This is a genomic window from Dokdonia sp. PRO95 (assembly GCF_000355805.1).
Lineage (GTDB): Bacteria > Bacteroidota > Bacteroidia > Flavobacteriales > Flavobacteriaceae > Dokdonia.
Window position 1 is genome coordinate 3,007,413 of record NZ_CM001837.1, and the last position, 19,634, is coordinate 3,027,046.

The 19,634-nt window shown below is 37.9% G+C and carries 15 protein-coding genes; 8 read left to right on the forward strand and 7 right to left on the reverse strand.

Annotated elements, in window-relative coordinates; genetic code table 11:
* Positions 1-32: 32 nt before the first annotated feature.
* The 3 genes from D017_RS13505 (at position 33) to D017_RS13515 (ending at position 4,433) form a co-directional block, all read left to right on the forward strand.
* A complete protein-coding gene (locus D017_RS13505) occupies positions 33-1,583 on the forward strand; it encodes a M20/M25/M40 family metallo-hydrolase (protein WP_035337196.1) in 1,551 nt (516 codons plus the stop codon).
* 108 nt (positions 1,584-1,691) lie between these two features.
* Positions 1,692-2,165 (forward strand): nuclear transport factor 2 family protein, encoded by a 474-nt coding sequence (locus tag D017_RS13510; protein WP_035337198.1) that lies wholly within the window; start codon positions 1,692-1,694, stop codon positions 2,163-2,165.
* Between the two features lie 90 nt (positions 2,166-2,255).
* On the forward strand, positions 2,256-4,433 hold the full coding sequence (locus D017_RS13515) for a radical SAM protein (RefSeq protein ID WP_035337200.1): 2,178 nt from the start codon (positions 2,256-2,258) through the stop codon (positions 4,431-4,433).
* Between the two features lie 53 nt (positions 4,434-4,486).
* Here the strand turns inward: D017_RS13515 and D017_RS13520 are convergent, their stop codons facing one another.
* The 3 genes from D017_RS13520 to D017_RS13530 all read right to left on the reverse strand — a co-directional run bounded on the left by D017_RS13520 (position 4,487) and on the right by D017_RS13530 (position 7,370).
* Positions 4,487-5,353 carry a hydroxymethylglutaryl-CoA lyase gene (locus D017_RS13520; protein WP_035337203.1) on the reverse strand — a complete coding sequence of 289 codons (867 nt, stop codon included), beginning with the start codon at positions 5,351-5,353 and terminating at the stop codon, positions 4,487-4,489.
* 96 nt (positions 5,354-5,449) lie between these two features.
* Positions 5,450-7,012, reverse strand: a complete 1,563-nt coding sequence (locus D017_RS13525) for an FAD-dependent protein (RefSeq protein ID WP_035337204.1) — start codon at positions 7,010-7,012, stop codon at positions 5,450-5,452.
* A gap of 88 nt (positions 7,013-7,100) precedes the next feature.
* A complete protein-coding gene (locus D017_RS13530) occupies positions 7,101-7,370 on the reverse strand; it encodes a hypothetical protein (RefSeq protein ID WP_035337205.1) in 270 nt (89 codons plus the stop codon).
* 108 nt (positions 7,371-7,478) lie between these two features.
* On the opposite strand from D017_RS13530, the gene D017_RS13535 reads away from it, so the two are divergent.
* Genes D017_RS13535 through D017_RS13545 form a run of 3 tightly spaced genes read left to right on the forward strand, consistent with a single transcriptional unit; the run spans position 7,479 to position 10,088 of the window.
* Positions 7,479-8,474, forward strand: a complete 996-nt coding sequence (locus tag D017_RS13535; protein ID WP_035338301.1) for a transporter — start codon at positions 7,479-7,481, stop codon at positions 8,472-8,474.
* Positions 8,475-8,492: 18 nt separating this feature from the next.
* Positions 8,493-9,632: a GNAT family N-acetyltransferase gene (locus tag D017_RS13540; protein ID WP_035337208.1), complete on the forward strand. Its 1,140-nt coding sequence runs from the start codon at positions 8,493-8,495 to the stop codon at positions 9,630-9,632.
* A gap of 27 nt (positions 9,633-9,659) precedes the next feature.
* A complete protein-coding gene (locus D017_RS13545; RefSeq protein WP_035337210.1) occupies positions 9,660-10,088 on the forward strand; it encodes a hypothetical protein in 429 nt (142 codons plus the stop codon).
* A 26-nt stretch (positions 10,089-10,114) separates the two neighbouring features.
* Here D017_RS13545 and D017_RS13550 read toward each other — a convergent pair whose 3' ends face one another.
* From D017_RS13550 to D017_RS13565, 4 genes are all read right to left on the reverse strand, one after another.
* Positions 10,115-10,981, reverse strand: a complete 867-nt coding sequence (locus D017_RS13550) for an N-acetylglucosamine kinase (protein WP_035337211.1) — start codon at positions 10,979-10,981, stop codon at positions 10,115-10,117.
* A 112-nt stretch (positions 10,982-11,093) separates the two neighbouring features.
* A complete protein-coding gene (gap, locus tag D017_RS13555) occupies positions 11,094-12,095 on the reverse strand; it encodes a type I glyceraldehyde-3-phosphate dehydrogenase (RefSeq protein ID WP_035337213.1) in 1,002 nt (333 codons plus the stop codon).
* A gap of 15 nt (positions 12,096-12,110) precedes the next feature.
* Complete coding sequence (pfkA, locus tag D017_RS13560) at positions 12,111-13,097, reverse strand: 6-phosphofructokinase (protein WP_035337216.1); 987 nt, start codon at positions 13,095-13,097, stop codon at positions 12,111-12,113.
* A gap of 199 nt (positions 13,098-13,296) precedes the next feature.
* Complete coding sequence (locus D017_RS13565; protein WP_051583921.1) at positions 13,297-17,757, reverse strand: translocation/assembly module TamB domain-containing protein; 4,461 nt, start codon at positions 17,755-17,757, stop codon at positions 13,297-13,299.
* A 21-nt stretch (positions 17,758-17,778) separates the two neighbouring features.
* On the opposite strand from D017_RS13565, the gene tsaD reads away from it, so the two are divergent.
* Both tsaD and D017_RS13575 read left to right on the forward strand, forming a co-directional pair.
* Complete coding sequence (tsaD, locus tag D017_RS13570) at positions 17,779-18,819, forward strand: tRNA (adenosine(37)-N6)-threonylcarbamoyltransferase complex transferase subunit TsaD (protein ID WP_035337220.1); 1,041 nt, start codon at positions 17,779-17,781, stop codon at positions 18,817-18,819.
* A gap of 2 nt (positions 18,820-18,821) precedes the next feature.
* Positions 18,822-19,526: a 16S rRNA (uracil(1498)-N(3))-methyltransferase gene (locus D017_RS13575; RefSeq protein ID WP_035337222.1), complete on the forward strand. Its 705-nt coding sequence runs from the start codon at positions 18,822-18,824 to the stop codon at positions 19,524-19,526.
* Positions 19,527-19,634 lie beyond the last annotated feature (108 nt).

Below are 19,634 nucleotides of genomic sequence, written 5' to 3' on the forward strand. Positions count from 1 at the left end.
CGTAACTTCTACCATCTTAAAAACCAATCCAAATGAAATTAAAATACAGCACACTAGCGCTAGGTCTTCTTTTAAGCACCTCGCTATTTGCCCAAAAGGACAACCCAACCGTTCAAGCGCTTATTAAAGAAGCCACCACAAACTCACAGCTAGAAACGCTAGCACACGAGATTACAGACGTATTAGGACCTAGACTTGTAGGAACGCCACAAATGCAGGCTGCCAATGACTGGGCAGTAGCTCAATACAAATCTTGGGGAATTGACGCTAGAAATGAGCAGTACGGAGAATGGCGCGGCTGGGAACGTGGTATCTCACACATAGATATGCTAGAACCACGTGTACAAAGTCTACGCGGTACACAACTCGCATGGAATCCTAGCACATCAAAAGAAGGAGTTACTGCAGAGGTAATTACCTTACCTACGGTAAAAGATGCTAAGGATTTTACAAAGTGGCTTAAGAACGTAAAAGGGAAAATTGTACTCCTGTCCAAACCACAAATCACGGGACGACCAGATTATAACTGGGAGGAGTTTGCAACCGAAAAGTCTTTTGCCAAAATGAAAAGACAACGCGACTCACTTTCTAACCTATGGAATGATAACATACAACGCACAGGATTTACGAGTAGAGGTCTACCAGAAGCACTAGAAAATGCTGGTGCTGTTGGGATTGTTACTTCAAACTGGTCTAGAGGTTTTGGTGTGAATAAAATCTTTAGTGCCCGCACGAAGAAAATCCCAACTGTAGATTTAGAGCTTGAAGATTATGGAATGTTATACCGACTTGCTGAGTCTGGTCACACACCTAAAATCAATATTACAGCCATTTCAAAAGAGCTTGGAGTTGTACCTACTTTTAACACTATTGCAGAAATAAAAGGAACCGAAAAACCAGAGGAGTATGTGATACTCTCAGCACATTTTGATTCTTGGGATGGTGGTACAGGAGCAACAGACAACGGTACAGGAACGCTAGTTATGATGGAAGCTATGCGTATTTTAAAGAAAATTTACCCTAACCCAAAGCGTACTATTCTTGTAGGTCACTGGGGAAGTGAAGAGCAAGGTCTTAACGGATCAAGAGCATTTGTAGAAGACCATCCAGAGATTGTAGCAAAGGTGCAGGCATCTTTTAATCAAGATAACGGTACTGGACGTGTAGTACGCCTTAATGGTGGCGGATTCTTAAGAAGCTACGATTATCTTAGTAGATGGCTTAATGCAGTGCCAAATGAAATTTCAAATGAAATTGAGACTACGTTTCCAGGTGCTCCCGCACGCGGAGGATCTGATTATGCCTCCTTTCAAGCAGCTGGTGCGCCAGGTTTTAGCTTAAGTAGCCTTAACTGGTCATACTGGAACTACACATGGCATACTAACCGTGACACTTATGATAAAATAGTTTTTGACGATATACGTAACAACGTAATTCTTACAGCAATATTAACCTATATGGCTAGTGAAGACCCAGAGTTTACTTCTCGTGAGCGAGCGGTATTACCTATAGATCGTCGTTCTGGAGAGCCTAGAGAATGGCCTACACCTAGATCTCCTACCCGCAAAGGAGGAATGGATTAATTAAAATAATGGGTACACTTTCGCGAAAGTGTACCCATCTTTTTTATACAACTATGCTACTACTTCAATAATTGCCATACCATCTAGTTGAAGCTAAAAATGAACCTCATGAACCACAATACTCTTATTGCAACATTTTACAAAGCGTTTACTAATGGAGATGCTGCAGGGATGACAGCCTGTTATCACGATGACATTATTTTTTCTGATCCAGCGTTTGGAACCTTACATGGCAAAGAAGCAAAAGCTATGTGGCACATGCTTATCGAGCGTGGAAAAGGAGCTAATAAAGTGAGCAATAGTAACATTGAAACCACAGCCACCACTGGAAGCGCGCAGTGGACAGCCCGCTATCCGTACGGACCCAAAAAACGTCCCGTAGTAAATCATGTGACTGCAAACTTTACATTTAAGGATGGTAAAATCATAGAACATCACGATACTTTCGACATGTATAGCTGGACTAAACAAGCACTTGGCATGCCAGGAGTTTTATTAGGATGGTCAGGATTTATGCGCAACTCGATTCAAAAAAAGACCAACGGAATGCTCAAAAAATACATGGAAAGAAATCCGCAATAAGTCGGCTTCCTTTTAAAGTGTCCCACTGCCTATATCAATAGTGTGGAGTAATTCAATTATCTTTATGCCCCGTTAGAAAAAGCATTCTTTTTGAAAGATATTTTACTCATCACTCCGCCATTTACGCAACTCAATACCCCTTATCCTGCTACGGCATACATTAAAGGGTTTTTAAATACTAAAGACATCTCATCATTCCAGATGGATCTTGGTATAGAGGTTATTTTGCAACTATTTTCGGCAAAGGAATTTACAAGGCTTTTTGAGATTGCTCGCGAGCATGACACGATTGTTTCAGATAATTGTAGGCGTATCTATGCAATGCGAGATACCTATGTTAAGCTACTTGATGACGTAATGTCCTTCTTACAAGGAAAAAATCAAACCCTTGCAAGACAAATATGCACCGGCAACTTCTTACCACGTGCTTCTCGATTTGATCAGCTAGATGATATGGAGTGGGCTTTTGGCGAGATGGGAATGCAAGACAAAGCAAAGCATCTTGCTACTCTCTTTCTAGAAGATCTCTCAGATTTTATTGTGGAATGTATTGATCCTAATTTTGGATTTAGTCGCTATGCAGAGCGTTTAGGTCAAAGCGCAAACTCTTTTGATGAGTTATACACCTCGCTACAAGATGACCTCACTATTGTAGATGAGATTACTATTGATATTTTAGAAGCACGCTTTCGCGAAAGCGTACCAAAACTAGTGTTACTCTCCGTTCCATTCCCTGGAAATTTATACAGCGCTTTTAGATGTGGGCAGTGGATTAAAGAACACTACCCAACAGTCAAAGTAGCTATGGGAGGTGGTTTTCCTAACACAGAACTACGAGAATTAACAGACACGAGAGTCTTTGAATTTGTAGATTATATCACGCTAGATGATGGAGAACTCCCAGTAGAACTTCTCGTGGAAGATGTTGTGCAAAACGTGGAAAACCCTACCTATAAGCGCACATTCATTCTTGAAAATGGTGAGGTTACTTATAAAAATAATACGCTCCGTCAAGACTATAAACAGGCGTACTTAGGAACTCCAGATTATTCAGATTTATTGCTTGATCAGTATGTCTCTGTGATTGAGATTGCAAACCCTATGCACAGTTTGTGGAGTGATGGTCGCTGGAATAAGCTTACCATGGCGCATGGTTGCTATTGGGGAAAATGTACCTTTTGTGATATTTCGTTAGATTATATAAAAATCTACGAGCCCATCGCTGCGAGTATTCTGGTAGATCGTATGGAAATACTGATTGAGCAAACAGGAGAAACTGGTTTCCACTTTGTAGATGAAGCGGCACCACCAGCGTTGATGAAAGCGCTTGCGCTTGAAATCATCAAGCGAAAGCTAGTTGTCACCTGGTGGACAAACATCAGGTTTGAGAAAAACTTTACTAAAGATTTATGTAGACTTCTCAAAGCCTCTGGTTGTATTGCCGTTTCTGGCGGACTAGAAGTCGCTTCAGATAGACTATTGAAGCTTATTGATAAAGGAGTGACTGTTGCACAAGTTGCTCAAGTTACACTCAATTTTACCGAAGCAGATATTATGGTGCACTCCTACTTGATGTATGGATATCCTACTCAAACGGAGCAAGAAACGATAGATAGTCTTGAGATGGTACGCCAGCTTTTTGAGCTGGGCATTATACAATCTGGCTTCTGGCATCAATTTGCCCTTACCACGCACAGCCCTGTAGGCAAAGACCCGGAGAGCTACGGAGTAACTCCACATTATAACGAGATTACCTTTGCAAACAATGATGTAGACTTTAGTGATAAAACTGGAATAGACCATAGCAAATTCAGCTACGGTCTCAAGAAATCTCTCTTCAACTACATGCATGGGATTGGATTTGATGAGGGCTTGCAAGAATGGTTTGACTTTGAGGTTCCTCGCACAACGATTCATCCACATGTGATAGAGGATAGTCTTCAAGACGAATTACAATTTAATACAAAATCTACCTCTAGAATACTGTGGCTGGGCTTTCCTCCTATGCAAAAGACATTTAAGAAGAAAAAACGCGAACTAACAGAGCTTACGTTTCAAGATCAAACAGGAACTACACAAATTACGGTAGATACTCAAGATGCACTTTGGCTAATCGACATGCTAGAAATGGCGAGTCCACATCAAGATAAATTACCGACTTACGCCGCTCTCAAAACTTCGTATGAGGAAACGCAAGAAAATTTTGAGTTATTCTGGTATTCTAAGGCGATGCTAAGTCTGCGAGAAGCGGGACTACTAGTTATATAAGATAATAAGTTGTTGAGGTACGCTTTCGCGAAAGCGTAATAAGAAAAATACTCCTAGTGATATTTCTGAAAGATTTTTAAAGCTTCGTTGTAGCTACTTTCAAAACTCATTGCATTCACATTATCATCTGCCTTAACGGAGGCAAAATAAGAAACGAGTTTCTCTGTAGGCATGTTACCTGTAAGATCGTCTGCCGCCATTGGGCAACCACCAAAACCTTGAATCGCACCGTCAAATCTACGGCAACCCGCTTTATAAGCTGCATCTACTTTCTCGTGCCAAGTGGTAGGCGTTGTGTGTAAATGAGCTCCAAATTCAACTTTTGGATAGCGCTTTATAAGATTAGAGAATAGATAATCTATCGTCTCTGCATCTGAGGTACCTACCGTATCTGATAAGGAAAGTATTTTTACTCCCATACTGCTGAGCTTCTCTGCCCACTCCCCTACGATATCCACATTCCATGGATCACCGTATGGATTACCAAATCCCATAGAGATATAAACGACTAGCTCTTTATCCTTTGAATCAGCGAGTTCTATAATATCCTTGAGTAAATCTACAGATTGAGCGATAGTTTTATGCGTGTTACGCATTTGAAAATTCTCTGAGATAGAAAATGGATAACCAAGATAATCTACCATTTCATGCTGCACGGCATCTTGTGCTCCGCGCAAGTTTGCCACAATAGAAAGTAATTTACTATCGGTTTTTGATAAATCAAGACTGTGTAAAACCTCTGCAGAATCCTTCATTTGAGGAATCGCCTTTGGCGACACAAAACTACCTACGTCTATGGTGTCAAAACCACAGCGTAATAACGATTGTATATATTGAACCTTAGACTCTGTAGGAATCCAATCTTTTATACCTTGCATCGCGTCACGAGGACACTCAATAATTTTTACATTCTCATTCACTACGTAAAAATAGCAGTTTCAATTGTGGTATCACAACCAGAAGTAACAATTAAGTGATGATTTTATAATTTACTTGTCAACAAGATTTTGAGTAGCTTACAGTTGTGCTTCTTGTTTTGCGACAATTTTATCTACACAGTTTATACCGTCAATTGCCGCCGAGATAATCCCTCCGGCATATCCAGCACCTTCACCACAAGGATACAATCCTTTAATCTCTACGTGTTCAAGAGTTTCCCAATCTCGTGGAATAGAAACAGGAGATGAAGTACGGCTTTCTGGAGCGTGTATAACCGCATCATTAGTGAGATAACCTTTCATTTTTCTACCAAAACTTAAGAACGCTTTCTTTAATCGTTTGGCTATTAAATCTGGAAGCACTTTATTAAGATCTACTGCTACAATTCCTGGCTGGTAAGAGGTTTTAGGAAAGTTTTTTGACACACGACCGTCAATAAAATCTCGCATGCGTTGTGCAGGAGCAGCTTGAGTTTTACCTGCCGCTTCCCAACATGCACGCTCTACCGACTTTTGAAAGTCTAAACATACAAAGGGGTCTCCTTCTTTGTAATTAGGCAAATCTTCTGGAGTTACACTAACCACAATTCCGGAGTTGGCATACGGATTATCACGCTTAGAAGGACTCCATCCGTTGGTTACAATCTCTTCTTGATCTGTCGCACATGGAGCTATAATCCCTCCAGGACACATACAGAAAGAGTAAACTCCTAACCCATCAACCTGTTGTACTAAGCTATAGGAAGCTGGTGGTAAATATGGATTATCACCATCTGAGTGATACTGTATATCGTCTATAAGCTCCTGCTGGTGCTCAATACGCACACCTATTGCAAACGGCTTTGCCTCTATCTTAATGTTACGTTTATGAAGTAAGTAAAATATATCACGAGCAGAATGCCCAGTGGCAAGGATTACGTTATCGAAATTGAGCCAATCGGTATCATTTATCTGTATTGCTTTAATGGCACTATCTTCAATTTTGAGGTCTGTAAGTTTTGTATCAAATCTCACCTCTCCTCCATACTGGATGATGGCTTCACGCATCGCAGTAATGATTTTAGGCAATTTATTAGTACCTATATGTGGGTGTGCGTCTACCAAAATATCTTCTACTGCACCAAAATGTACAAACCACTCAAGGGCTTTAAGTACATTACCTCGCTTTTTTGAACGTGTATATAACTTCCCGTCAGAATATGTTCCTGCTCCTCCTTCTCCAAAACAATAGTTGGAGTCTGGATTTACAATATGTTCTTTATTAATCGCTGCTAGATCGCGTCTTCTAGCACGCACGTCTTTTCCTCTTTCAAAAACAATAGGTTTAAGTCCGCCTTCTACAGCGCGTAATGCGGCATATAATCCCGCAGGACCAGCACCTATAATCGCTATTTCTTTTGCGTTTGAAACATCTTGGGGTACAAAAGGAGGAATCTGTGGACGCTCTTCTCCATGTTTCCAGAATTCTATTTGTAGTGAGACTTTAACTGGAGATTTGCGAGCATCTATAGATCGCTTGCGTATATCCCATTCTCTTACATCATCTGCTCTAAGTCGCGCTTTTTTAAAGGCAACTTCTGCGATGTAATCATCATCTTCTGCTTGGTGTGGAAGTACGTTTATTTGAACAAGTGTAGACATAGCGCGAAGATAAGTCCTTACAATCTTGAAACCGAACTAGAATTTAAAAATTGGAACGTAATTTATTGGAAAGGTAAAAATAAAAGAACTAGTCTAATTCTTCATAGTCTACATATTCTCCTACCACTTTTGACGCCTTTTTAGGCACATCTTTAGTTTGAGCTGTAGGTCTTTGTGCCTGTTGTGCTTGTTGCTGGAAACCTTTAAAAGCATTTTCCATTTTCTGTCCTGCTTTTTTAGTAATATATTTTACCAGATAAGGCCAAAGTAATTTACCTAAGAAACGCAACCCAAAATAAACCATCAAGATGATGGCTAAGTTTTTTAGGAAACTAGGAATTTCTGCAACTAAGAGCATAAATATAGCTTTTAAACAAAATTAGTAATTATGAATCGCAACAATAGCCGGTATAAGCTTAAAAAAAAGATAAAATCTCCTATATTTGATATACTAACCTACAAACTTATGCATACTTTGCGTTTTTTCACCTCAGTCTTTATATACTTTGCAGTTGTTACTTCAGCAATAGCTCAATATACAGAGACAATCAATTCAAACAGACCTGGAGAATCTCAAGGTGCTTTTAGCGTAGGTACTCGTGTTCTACAAGTAGAGACAGGCTTTGATATAGGTAACGATACCCACTCCTTGTTGGAAACGGATACAGATATTATAGGCTATAATCTTAATTTAAGATATGGCTTGTTTTTTGAAAATCTAGAATTAAATGGACTTATGCGTTATCAACGTAACGAAGTTTCCTTTACTTCTGGCTCTGCACCATTAGACCCTATTTCTGGATTAGAAACTGTACAAATAGGAGCAAAATACCTAGTATATGATCCTTATAAATATGCTCAAGACGAGGTAAATCTATACAGTTATCATGCTAATAATCGTTTTAAGTGGAAGACACTAATTCCAGCTGTAAGTGTTTATGCCGCCGGTGTTTTTGATTTTACAAATAGTCAGTTTAATACAGTAAGAGAAGACGGTATTAGCCCAAATATTGCTTTAGTACTACAGCACAACTGGGGACGTTGGGTATGGGTAAATAACATAATCTTAGACAGAGTAGGTACTAACTTTCCTACTACCTCATGGATTACTACGCTCACACACTCGTTTAATGAGAAATTTGCAGGTTTTGCAGAGTATCAGCTTATAGATGGTGATTTATATTCCGACTATATTGTAAGAGGTGGTGCGGCATATTTAATTACAAAAAATCTTCAAGTAGACTTAGGTGGTCTTGTAAACTTCAAGGATACTCCATCTAGATGGAACGTATCTGCAGGGGTTTCATACCGATTAGACTTACACGAAAAAGACGAAATCATAAAGGATAAAAATGCGGCAGATGACAAGAACAGTTCATCTAAGAGACAAGCAAAACGCATAAATAAAAAGAAACGTAAAGATGCTGTAGATCCAGATGGTCAAAGCAACGATACAAACTAACTCCCCTAAATGCAATCAATGATTACCCTTAAGGAAATGACAACCCCTAGAGAACTTAAACAATTTGTTAAGTTCCCATTTTCCCTTTATAAAAATGAACCTAAATGGGTTCCTCCTATCGTGGCCGATGAGCTAGATAGTATGGATCCCGCAAAAAATCCAGTTTTTAAAAATGCTACGGCTCGTTATTTTCTTGCTTTCGCGAAAGCGGAAAATGGAAAAGAGAAAGTAGTGGGAAGAATATGCGCAATCATTAATGCCATTGAAATAAAAGAACAAGGAAAACCTAAAATGCGTTTTGGTTGGTTTGACGCCATTGACGATATAGAAGTTACAAAGGCACTTCTTGCCAAGGTTACAGAAATAGGAAAAGAAAATAACCTCGAGTTTATTGAGGGACCTGTAGGGTTTTCAAACATGGAAAAAGCAGGATTACTTGTAGAGGGTTATGAGTATATGAATACCATGATTACTTGGTACAATTTCCCATATTATAAAGATCACTTTGAACAATTAGGATTTGAGAAAGCTGCCGAGTGGGTAGAGTTTAAAATACAGATTGACCCACCAGAAAAACAAAACCCAAAAGTTAAGAAATTTGCAGATATTATTGCTAAACGCTATGAGCTTAGTCCGCTAGAATTTAAAACCTCTGCAGATGTAAAACCTTATGTAAATGAAATGTTTGGCTTGCTTAACAAAACCTATGACAAGCTAAGTACGTTTGTACCCATACAGCAGTACCAGATTGATCATTACAAGGAAAAATACATCAAGTACATACATCCAGATTTTATTAAATGTGTGCAAGATAAAGATGGGAAGTTAGTGGCATTTGCGATTACAATGCCATCCTTTAATGAAGCCCTAAAAAAAGCTAATGGTAGCTTGTTCCCTTTTGGGTTTTATCACTTGCTTAAAGCGAAAAAGCGAAATGATACTGCTGCGTTCTATCTCATAGGTATTGATCCAGAATACCAAAACAAAGGAGTTACTGCGGTAATCTTCCAAAAAATGCAAGAGCTTTTTAACAAGAGAGGTATCACTCAAGTTGAGACAAACCCTGAGCTAGAAGAAAACAAAGCCATCCAGCAACTGTGGAAAAACTATGAGCACAAACTACACAAACGCAGAAGAACTTATAGAAAAGATTTTTAATAGAGCTAAAACATTCTGGATAGTATTATGATAGATTTGCTAAGCCTTGTAGGTCTTGCAGTAGACGCAGCTATTGTCGTACTTATTCTAATCGTACAACTCATAATATACCCTAGCTTCTTATTTTATGATCGTGATAATCTTGTAAGTTGGCATAACAATTATACGGGTAAGATTGCTGTAATAGTAGGGCCGCTTATGGTTGTACAACTTTTACTAGCCGTTTATAATGTATTTACTGGTGGTTCATATACGATAGGGACTATTTATCTAGTCTTTGTATTATCTACCTGGGTTACCACTGCACTTATATTTGTACCGTTACATAAAAAAGTGACCCAAAATACTCACACAGATGGAGATCTTAGGTCACTTGTTTCAAAAAACTGGATACGTGTTGTTTTATGGGTTATAATTCTCAGTATAACCCTATTAAAACTTAATCTACTCCAGTAGTTTTCTTTTTATAATTAATAGTGTTGCTACTTGGCAAGTATGTGTTCTTTATGATGCGCAACAAGGCCATCTATAGGTCGTTTAAGAATCTTACCAGCAGTAAGTCCAAAACTACCTAATACTTCCTTAAGTTCGGCTTGTAAATAAAAGCCTATAGAACCTACAAAATGAATAGGTATTTCTTTTGCGTCTGGAAACTGGAGAACAATCTGATGTTCTACAAATACAGAAAGCCCTTCCTTTATAACTCCTTGGCAATACTCCTCATCTTTATTTTCAATAATGAAACGTGCAAAGGTTGCTAGATATGTATTAGGATTAGGATTTTTATAAAGGTGATTCTTTATGTTTTCCGAACTTAAGTCATATTCTGACTCAAATTTTTGGGCTAGTGCAGCCGGTATTTTCCCGAACTTATAATCACGTATAAGTTGACGTCCAAAATAATTACCACTCGCATCATCCATTACTACATAACCCAGAGAAACTACTTTCTGAATGATGTCTGTACCATCAAAGTAACTACAGTTTGACCCTGTACCTAAGATAGAAACAATACTTCTCTCTCCCTCTGTGGCTGTAGCATATAATGCTGCATACGTATCTTCTTTAAGAACAATATCAGTAGCCTGAGTAAATATCTCATCAAAAACACTTCTCATTAAAATACGAGGGCGCTCTGTACCACAACCAGCACCATAGAAGTAAAGTGCTTTCACATCTTTTCTATGTTTATAAAGCTCAAAGTTGTTTACAATACGTTCTCTTAAAATTTCTCGAGATAAAACTTGAGGATTTAATCCTAAAGTTTGTGTTTGAAAAAGACTTTTACCATCATCAGTTAGCGCAATCCAATCTGTTTTTGTCGAACCGCTATCTACTACTAAAATCATATAATACGTGTATGAAGAAAAATAATATAAAAACGCTTTTATAGCAATATACACCTACCTCCTATTTAAGAGCAGCTAAGTATATATTACTACAAAAGCGCATTAATGCATCTTAAAGTGTATTTACTTTTTCTGCAAGGTCAACTAGTTTATTAGAATATCCAAACTCGTTATCATACCAAGACACAAGCTTAAAGAATGTTGGGTTTAACTCTATTGCACTATCTGCATCAAATACAGAAGTACGTGTCTCGCTTACAAAATCTTGAGATACTACAGCATCTTCAGTATAGCCTACCACACCTTTCATAGAACCTTCGGCAGCATCTTTAAATGCTTTTTTGATAGCCTCTACAGAAGTTGCTTTTGAAGTCTTCACAGTTAAGTCTACTACAGATACATCTGCCGTAGGTACACGGAAAGCCATCCCTGTAAGTTTTCCATCTACTGCTGGTAATACTTTCCCCACTGCTTTTGCAGCTCCTGTAGATGTAGGTATAATGTTATTTAAAGCACTACGGCCTAGACGGTAGTTCTTACGGCTAGGTGCGTCTACTACAAACTGTGTAGAAGTACCTGCGTGTATTGTAGTCATAAGCGCCTCTTCAAGTCCAAAGTTATCTTCTATAACTTTTGCCATAGGTGCTAGACAGTTTGTAGTACAAGAAGCGTTAGACACCACGGTGTGCTCTGCAGTAAGATCTGCGTCATTTACTCCCATTACAAACATAGGTGCATCTTTAGAAGGCGCAGATATTACAACTTTCTTTGCTCCTCCTTCTATATGGTAATTTGCCGTTTCTAGAGTTGTAAAGATACCTGTACACTCTGCCACAACGTCTGCTCCAGCTTCATCCCACTTAAGATTTTTAGGATCACGCTCTGCAGTAACACGTATAGTTTTACCATCTACAACAAGGTGTCCATCTTTTACCTCTACAGTTCCATCAAAACGTCCGTGTACAGAGTCATATTTAAGAAGGTATGCTAGGTGATCTACATCCAGTAGATCGTTTATTGCTACTACATCTACATTATCACGCTTTACTGTCGCTCTAAATACGATACGTCCAATACGTCCAAAACCGTTTATTCCTAATTTTAAATTTGCCATTGTTCTTCTCTATTATTATGTGGTCATTATCTCAGACACACGGATTAATTCTTTATTTATTTTACTCTCACCTTTAATTGCTTGTTCTAGCGGTGTGAGTGTCATTTTATCATGTATGGTACCTACCATAAAATTGCTTTTACCTTCTATAAGGCTTTCTACAGCTTTTACTCCCATACGGCTAGCTAGCACACGGTCATAGCATGTAGGCGATCCTCCTCGCTGCATATGCCCTAGTACAGAAACTCGTACATCATAGCCTTCCATATTCTCATCTACGTAGTCTTTAAGTTCAAAAACAGACTTTCCTATTTTATCACCTTCGGCTACGACAACGATACTTGATGATTTTCCAGATATTTTAGAACGCTGTAGTGACTCTACTAGTCGTTCTATACCCATATCCTCTTCTGGTATTAAGATCTCTTCAGCACCAGCACCTACTCCAGCATTAAGAGCAATGTGACCTACATCACGGCCCATCACTTCTACAAAAAAGAGTCTGTCATGTGAGTGTGCAGTATCACGTATTTTATCTATCGCATCTACAGCAGTATTAAGTGCTGTATCATAACCTAATGTGCGATCTGTACCAGAAATATCATTATCTATAGTACCAGGAATTCCTATCACTGGAAAATTAAACTCTTCACTGAAATGAAGCGCTCCAGTAAATGTACCGTCACCACCTATAACTACGAGTGCATCTACACCTGCTTTTACCATTTCATTATGTGCAATCTGCCTACCATCTTTTGTTCTAAAGCGTTGACATCTTGCAGATTTTAAAAAGGTTCCTCCTTTATTGATAATCCCTCGAACGCTTCTAGCATCAAGAGGAATAAAGTCACCTTCAATCATTCCGTCATACCCTCTGTAAATACCTACACAATCTATATTATGGTAGGCGCAAGTACGCACTACAGAACGCACAGCGGCATTCATCCCAGGAGCATCTCCCCCCGAGGTCATCACTGCGATTTTGTTTATTTTTTTTGTCATATAAGAGCCAATAAAAATTAAATTTAGGAAACTTACCCTAGAAATATCAAGGAATTAGAGGGTATTTTGCGACATTGTCAATTTCAAACGTTTTCGTTTGAAAAGTTTTTTCAGATTCTGAGAATTTGGAAGAAAAAATGAAGAAAATAGAAGGAGAATATGAAAAATACGCTTTCGCGAAAGCGTAAAAAAAGTCTATTTAGCGATTAAACTGTACTCCGTCTGGAGCAATTTTTTTAGGCACGTCCTTTTCACCTTTAGCCTGCTCAACAGCTTCTTTGATTTTGCCTTTAAAGATTTTTCGAAGAAGTTCTTTGAAGGTATTGAAATCTACCGCATACGATAATCCCACTCCTTGTGTGTATCCTTCTGTCTCACCTATAAATTGAATATCTGTCTGGCGGTTGAAAACTTTGGCGCGAAGTGTACCATCTTCATTTAAGAGAAAGTCAATTTCTACATCTCCTACAATCACACTCTCACTCACACCGCCCGTAGGAACTCCTACTTTACCATTTATGAGGACACGGTTTGTAATCTGTGTAGACAATGTCACTCCCACTCTACCAGCAGACTGGACATCCAGTGTAGGATCACGATCTGCTTGTACAAGATCTATACCTACGTCAAAAATACTGTCGTCATCATTAAAAAGTATCCCTGATAGAATAGATGACGTAGTCTCAAGTAAGTTATTTACCGCAGCAGAAGCCGTATTAATATCTGCTGAACTTAAAAAGGCTCCTTGAGATACTAGAGATATCGCATTAAGTTCCTTGGCATTTCTATCTTGTAATAAAAACTCTAACTCTGATACCACAGTACTACCAGCTCCAGGAAATTCTATATCAAAGGTAATATCTGGCTTGAGGAGCTCTCCATCTAAATTGATGACTACATTAACAGGAATCTTTCTATTTACTGTAGATGTTTGCAGTAACGTTCCTGGATTTGCTTGCGTTCTGTAAATTGCGCTTACATCTAAGAGTGCTTTTGCTGGATCACCATCCCAACGTATGTTTGCATCTTGCTGCAAAACAAAGTCTTTTGTAATAAAACCACCGTACCTAAAATTAAAGACTCCTTCGGTAGCAATAAAATCCCCGTTCATTATAAACTTGCCGTTAGTATCGAGTTGTATTAAGAGTGTTCCTACTCCTCTACCTCTCAAAGTACTGCCGTTTGCTTTATCAACCACAACCTCTACTTCTGCATCTGGATCTATATCAAGATCAAAGTTTACAGAAAGTCCCTTTACAGCCTCTGTAATAACTTGTACGCCATTAATGCGCGCTTCTTTTTCTTCTGGACTTAAGAACTTAATGTAGGAGTTGTCACCTAGAGCCTCAGAGTCATCTATAGGTATTTTAAAAGTAGTTCCTCTCGCAGTCTCTCCAAAAACATCAATAACCAAGTTATCTGTAGGTCCTTTTATAAAGGCCTCTCCTTCTAGAAATGCCGTACCATAATATAAAGATTCTATATCTTCTTCTGTATCCAATACTGCAATTCTATTTGCCGAAATTCCAAGATCAAGTTTCCAGTCACTAAAGGATTTGTGACTTATAGAACCATTAAGTGCTCCTAAGGTATTATACTTGACATCTTCAAGTTGTATTGCTTCAAAAATGAATTGTTGCTTATTTAGTTTGACATTTGAAATGCCTTTGAAATCGTAATTTACATTTAAATAAGGAATGGCGATTCCTGCATTTTCGAGTGTAAGATTCCCATTGATGTCAGGATTTCTATAATCTCCTATTACTTTAGCTTCTCCACTCGCCAGTCCTCTTATTTGATCTATGACTCCCTTACCCATAGGATTAAATGGACTAAGATCTAATTCTTTAAGACCTACATCCATATCGATATAAGGAACCTTACCAGATGCGTCTATACTACCATCTGCTGTTAAGGAACGGAGACCGTCACGCTCTAACTTTGACTTGATATCATACTTTGATAATGTTGCATTACCTGTAACATTTAGATCTAGTTGTCCCAAGTTTGTACCATTTACCGAAAAATCATTAATAGCGAGAGAAGTATTAGGGAAATAAGCACCATTCTTTTGTAGAATATCTAGTTTACCATTGATACGACCTCCTAAATCAAGACTATCAAGATCTGGCGTTACCTTAGCTAGGTCTACATTTTTAAAATTTGCTTTGATATCCTTGAAGGTACTATCTCTAAGCTGTCCTTTAAGATCAATGCGTTCATCTTTATGGCTCAATGCCAAGGTATTAATATCAATATCTTTGAAATTATTATCAAAAACTACGCTGTTCTTTCTATCATTTTGCTCGTTGATATACCAAGGGTTATCCTTAAAAATAATCTTTGATTTTTTAAATCCTAAAACTGAGTTTCCTTCTGCATTAATGGTGTGATATAAAGAAAGATCAAACGAGTCATCATTACGTTTACCACCCGTAAATTCTGACCTCATAAATAGAGTATCTTTTAATGTTACATTGATGAGATTAAAATCTGACACAGCATAGAAACCTGCATTTACACTATCTGCAGCTACGTACGTATTAAATAAAGGGTTCTTGTTATCTACACGGACCTCGATATCTTCTGCCATGTAGCCAAAGGCGTCAATCTTAGGTGACTTGAAAGTAAGTTTAAATTCAGAATCATTTGCTACCACGCTCCCCCTTATGATAGTCTCTGGTTCAAAATCCAACTCAGGAACAAATATGGCAACTATCTTATTAAAGATAGTAAACTCAAAGTCCATAAACTGGTCTTCGGTCAGTACCTCGGGCTGGTAATTTGTATATAAACTCCCTATGGCATTTTTAAATAAAGGAACTACTTCATTAAATTTAAAAACACCACGCACCTCACCACTTATAATCTCAGTAGAGTTGATATCAATTGTACGCACTTTCTTAGCGTCAAATTTTGATGTAATTTCAAAATCTTTGAAGCTATAGGTATTATTCTTGTTTTGATAACTAGCGTCTGCAAAAGATATTCTTCCATATACATCTTCTACATTAGTTCCCTTCATATCAATAATTACATTACCCTTAAGGATAGAAATGCTATCATTGATAAAATTGAGCATTTTAAGATCTGCATAATCAATTTGAGCCTCTAGATCATAACTATTAAACTCTTTTGAGATATCTATTAACCCATTAAGTTTTGCTTTTGCATTAGGATCATCAAGCAACAATTCTCCATCAAAAACTGGCGCTTTAAGATTTCCAAAGACTGTGATGTTTTTATATAAATAGTTATTGTAACCTATGCTTTTAATACTTCCCGAGAGCTTTGTATTAATGTTTTCTTGTATAAACCCTTTTCCCTCAACATCCATATCAAAGGTGGTCTCCCCAAGCCTATTATCGTCTAGCAGTTTACCTAGGTTAAAGTTGTCAAATTTTACATTACCCTCATAGCCCGCATTATCCGCATCTCTCAATCCTTTAAGTAATAGATCAAGAGAGACATCTCCCAGATTTGTTGTGAGATTACCATCTGTGACCACTGTAGATAGTGTAACCGTATTTGCACCACGAAAAGAAACTTGGCCTAATTTTGACATTTCTGGTGGTAAGGAAGAAAGCACGTCTGGTAGTAATCTTTTTAAGTCAAAATAATTCGTCTCAAGATTATTGTACGTTCCAGAAATTCTAAAGTCATCACCGCTTACTAGACCGTCAAAATAAACATCACCTTCTATCACAGAATTTCCTAATCCTGTTACTTTAAGATTCGGCACTCTAAAGTCGTTAAGATGTCCGGTTACATTCCCAGATATATCTAAATCAATGTCTGGAGCAATCTCTCTATAAAATGGACGTATATCATTAGTAGATATTTTAGCTTTCGCGAAAGCGGCCTCCACCTCCACTAGCGTATTAAAATCATCCAGCGCTCCATCTGAAGTATCTAACTTGATATCACCTTCGATACTAGAAAAATCTGTTGTTAGTGAAAAATCTTTGAGCGTTATTAAATCTGGATCATAATTAAAAGTTCCATCTAGGGACCTTATCTGGTAGCCTCTAATGGCGTCAAAGGATAGTGACTCAATATGAGCATCTACAGAACTGCTATTGAGATAAAAGTCTTCCCAATTAGTTGAAAGATTTTGATAATCGAGTACTAAAGAGTTTTCTAAGTCTCCGTTTACATACATGAATCTTCCTTCAGAAATTGACACATTATCTGAAGACATAATGAAAGCCTTTCCAGATTTTGGAGCATTTGTAGCAAACTGGCGTGAGAATAGCGTTAAGTTATCTGTAGCTTCACCTTTATATTTTGTGAGGTAAAAATTTACACCCTCAAGTGTAATATCCCCTAGCTCCATATTATTATCAAGTGCCTTCTGAACGCTATAGAGACTTGTAGCAAGCTCTTTTACGTAGATCATAGTATCTTGCTTATGATCTTTAATCAAGGTACCTTTTGCAAGAACATCTCCGTTCCATTTGAGACCTACACGATCTACTTGTATACTGGTTCCGTAAGTATTATTTATACGCTCTGTAACGCTCTTGGCAATTCGAGTTTGAACGCTGGGAAGAGAAAGCAATAATAGAATGAGCCCAAAAAGCAAGAATAACACTAGAAGTGTGCGAAGTGCTATTTTTTTAAATTTCTTGATAGGGCTTATTGTTTTAACTTTGTACACTTACTGCAACTTACGTGCCTTATGAATAATAAAATTTCTTCTACTTATATTCTCGCAATAGAATCATCTTGTGATGACACTGCTGCGGCTGTTTTACACAACGACAAGGTACTCTCAAATGTTGTTGCAAACCAAGACATTCATCAAGAATATGGAGGGGTAGTTCCAGAGCTTGCTTCACGTGCACATCAACAAAATATTGTTCCCGTAGTAACCGCTGCTTTACGCAAGGCAAATATCGATAAAAATCAGCTAAGCGCTATAGCTTTTACAAGTGGTCCGGGCTTATTAGGATCTTTACTCGTAGGCACCTCTTTTGCTAAGTCTTTTGCTATGGGTTTAGATATCCCGCTTATTGATGTAAATCATATGCAGGCACACATTTTAGCCCATTTTATAGATGAAGATGGCTATAATAAACCTACATTCCCCTTTCTAGGAGTTACAATCTCTGGAGGTCACACACAGATTGTACGTGTAGATGACTACTTTACCATGGAGGTTATAGGGCAAACTATAGATGACGCCGTAGGCGAAGCTTTTGATAAAAGCGCAAAAATCTTAGGCTTACCTTATCCTGGGGGACCGTTAATTGACAAATATGCACAAGACGGAGACCCAAAGGCCTTTCCATTTACAAAACCCAAAGTAGGCGGCCTAGATTTTAGTTTTAGTGGTCTTAAAACTCAAATCATGTACTTTGTACAAAAACAGCAACTAGCAGATCCAAGCTTTATTGATAATCGTCGCGATGATGTTTGTGCATCTATTCAACATACCATTGTCAATATTTTAATGGATAAAATCAAAAAAGCTGTAAAAGAAACTGGCATTACTCAAATTGCCATAGGTGGTGGCGTTTCAGCAAATAGTGGGATACGCAGTGCGTTAAAAGCATCTGAGTCTAAATATGGATGGAGTACTTATTTACCAAAATTTCAATACACCACAGATAATGCAGCTATGATAGGAATTGTAGGTTATTTAAAATACAATCAGCTATCTGAGAAAAACACGTATCAAGATCTTGGTGTTAGTGCTCAATCACGATTAAAAATATAAGAATGCAGTTATTTTATAGTGAAACACTAACAACAGATAGCGATACTTATACGTTACCTAAAGATGAAAGTAAGCACGTGATACGCGTACTACGTAAAAAAACGGGTGACGCAATACAGCTAACTAACGGAAAAGGATATCTTTTTAATGCAATTGTGGCAGAAGAAAATCCTAACAAATGTAGGTTACAAATAGAAAATTATAGTTACCAAGAGCCCAGAGACTATAAACTTCATCTAGCTGTTGCACCTACAAAACTTAATGATCGCTTTGAGTGGTTTTTAGAGAAAGCTACAGAAATAGGTATTACAGAAATTACACCAGTACTCTGTGATCATAGCGAACGTAAGGTTATAAAAGAAGAACGCTTTATAAAGATTATTCAAAGTGCTATGAAGCAATCATTGCATTATCATCTTCCTAAATTGCATCCGCTCACTCAATTTTCAGAGTTTGTGAAGCATGAAAGAATGGATAAGACTTTTATTGCACACTGTGAAGATCTCAAAAAAGAGTCTCTCAAAGATTACTTACAGCCTCATGAATCATACACTATTCTCATAGGTCCAGAAGGAGATTTTTCAACAAAAGAAATTGAGCTAGCTCTAAAGGAAGGGATCACTCCCGTATCCTTAGGTAAAAGCCGTTTGCGCACAGAGACAGCTGCTGTAGTTGCTTGTCACAGCGTCGCTTTTGTAAATGAGTAATTACTTGCAATTACTCTCAAAACACTAGAGCAAAATCAAGATTTTGTAAATTCAAATAATAATGGTTTATTTGCTTCCTGCGTCTCCACAAGAGATAAAGGCCCAACC

Excerpts from the sequence above, each read along its gene's own strand:
- D017_RS13505 (WP_035337196.1), top strand. The coding sequence starts at position 33 with ATGAAATTAAAATACAGCACACTAGCGCTAGGTCTTCTTTTAAGCACC.
- D017_RS13510 (WP_035337198.1), top strand. The coding sequence starts at position 1,692 with ATGAACCACAATACTCTTATTGCAACATTTTACAAAGCGTTTACTAAT.
- D017_RS13525 (WP_035337204.1), bottom strand. The coding sequence starts at position 7,012 with ATGTCTACACTTGTTCAAATAAACGTACTTCCACACCAAGCAGAAGAT.
- D017_RS13530 (WP_035337205.1), bottom strand. The coding sequence starts at position 7,370 with ATGCTCTTAGTTGCAGAAATTCCTAGTTTCCTAAAAAACTTAGCCATC.
- D017_RS13535 (WP_035338301.1), top strand. The coding sequence starts at position 7,479 with ATGCATACTTTGCGTTTTTTCACCTCAGTCTTTATATACTTTGCAGTT.
- D017_RS13540 (WP_035337208.1), top strand. The coding sequence starts at position 8,493 with ATGATTACCCTTAAGGAAATGACAACCCCTAGAGAACTTAAACAATTT.
- D017_RS13545 (WP_035337210.1), top strand. The coding sequence starts at position 9,660 with ATGATAGATTTGCTAAGCCTTGTAGGTCTTGCAGTAGACGCAGCTATT.
- D017_RS13550 (WP_035337211.1), bottom strand. The coding sequence starts at position 10,981 with ATGATTTTAGTAGTAGATAGCGGTTCGACAAAAACAGATTGGATTGCG.
- gap (WP_035337213.1), bottom strand. The coding sequence starts at position 12,095 with ATGGCAAATTTAAAATTAGGAATAAACGGTTTTGGACGTATTGGACGT.
- pfkA (WP_035337216.1), bottom strand. The coding sequence starts at position 13,097 with ATGACAAAAAAAATAAACAAAATCGCAGTGATGACCTCGGGGGGAGAT.
- tsaD (WP_035337220.1), top strand. The coding sequence starts at position 17,779 with ATGAATAATAAAATTTCTTCTACTTATATTCTCGCAATAGAATCATCT.
- D017_RS13575 (WP_035337222.1), top strand. The coding sequence starts at position 18,822 with ATGCAGTTATTTTATAGTGAAACACTAACAACAGATAGCGATACTTAT.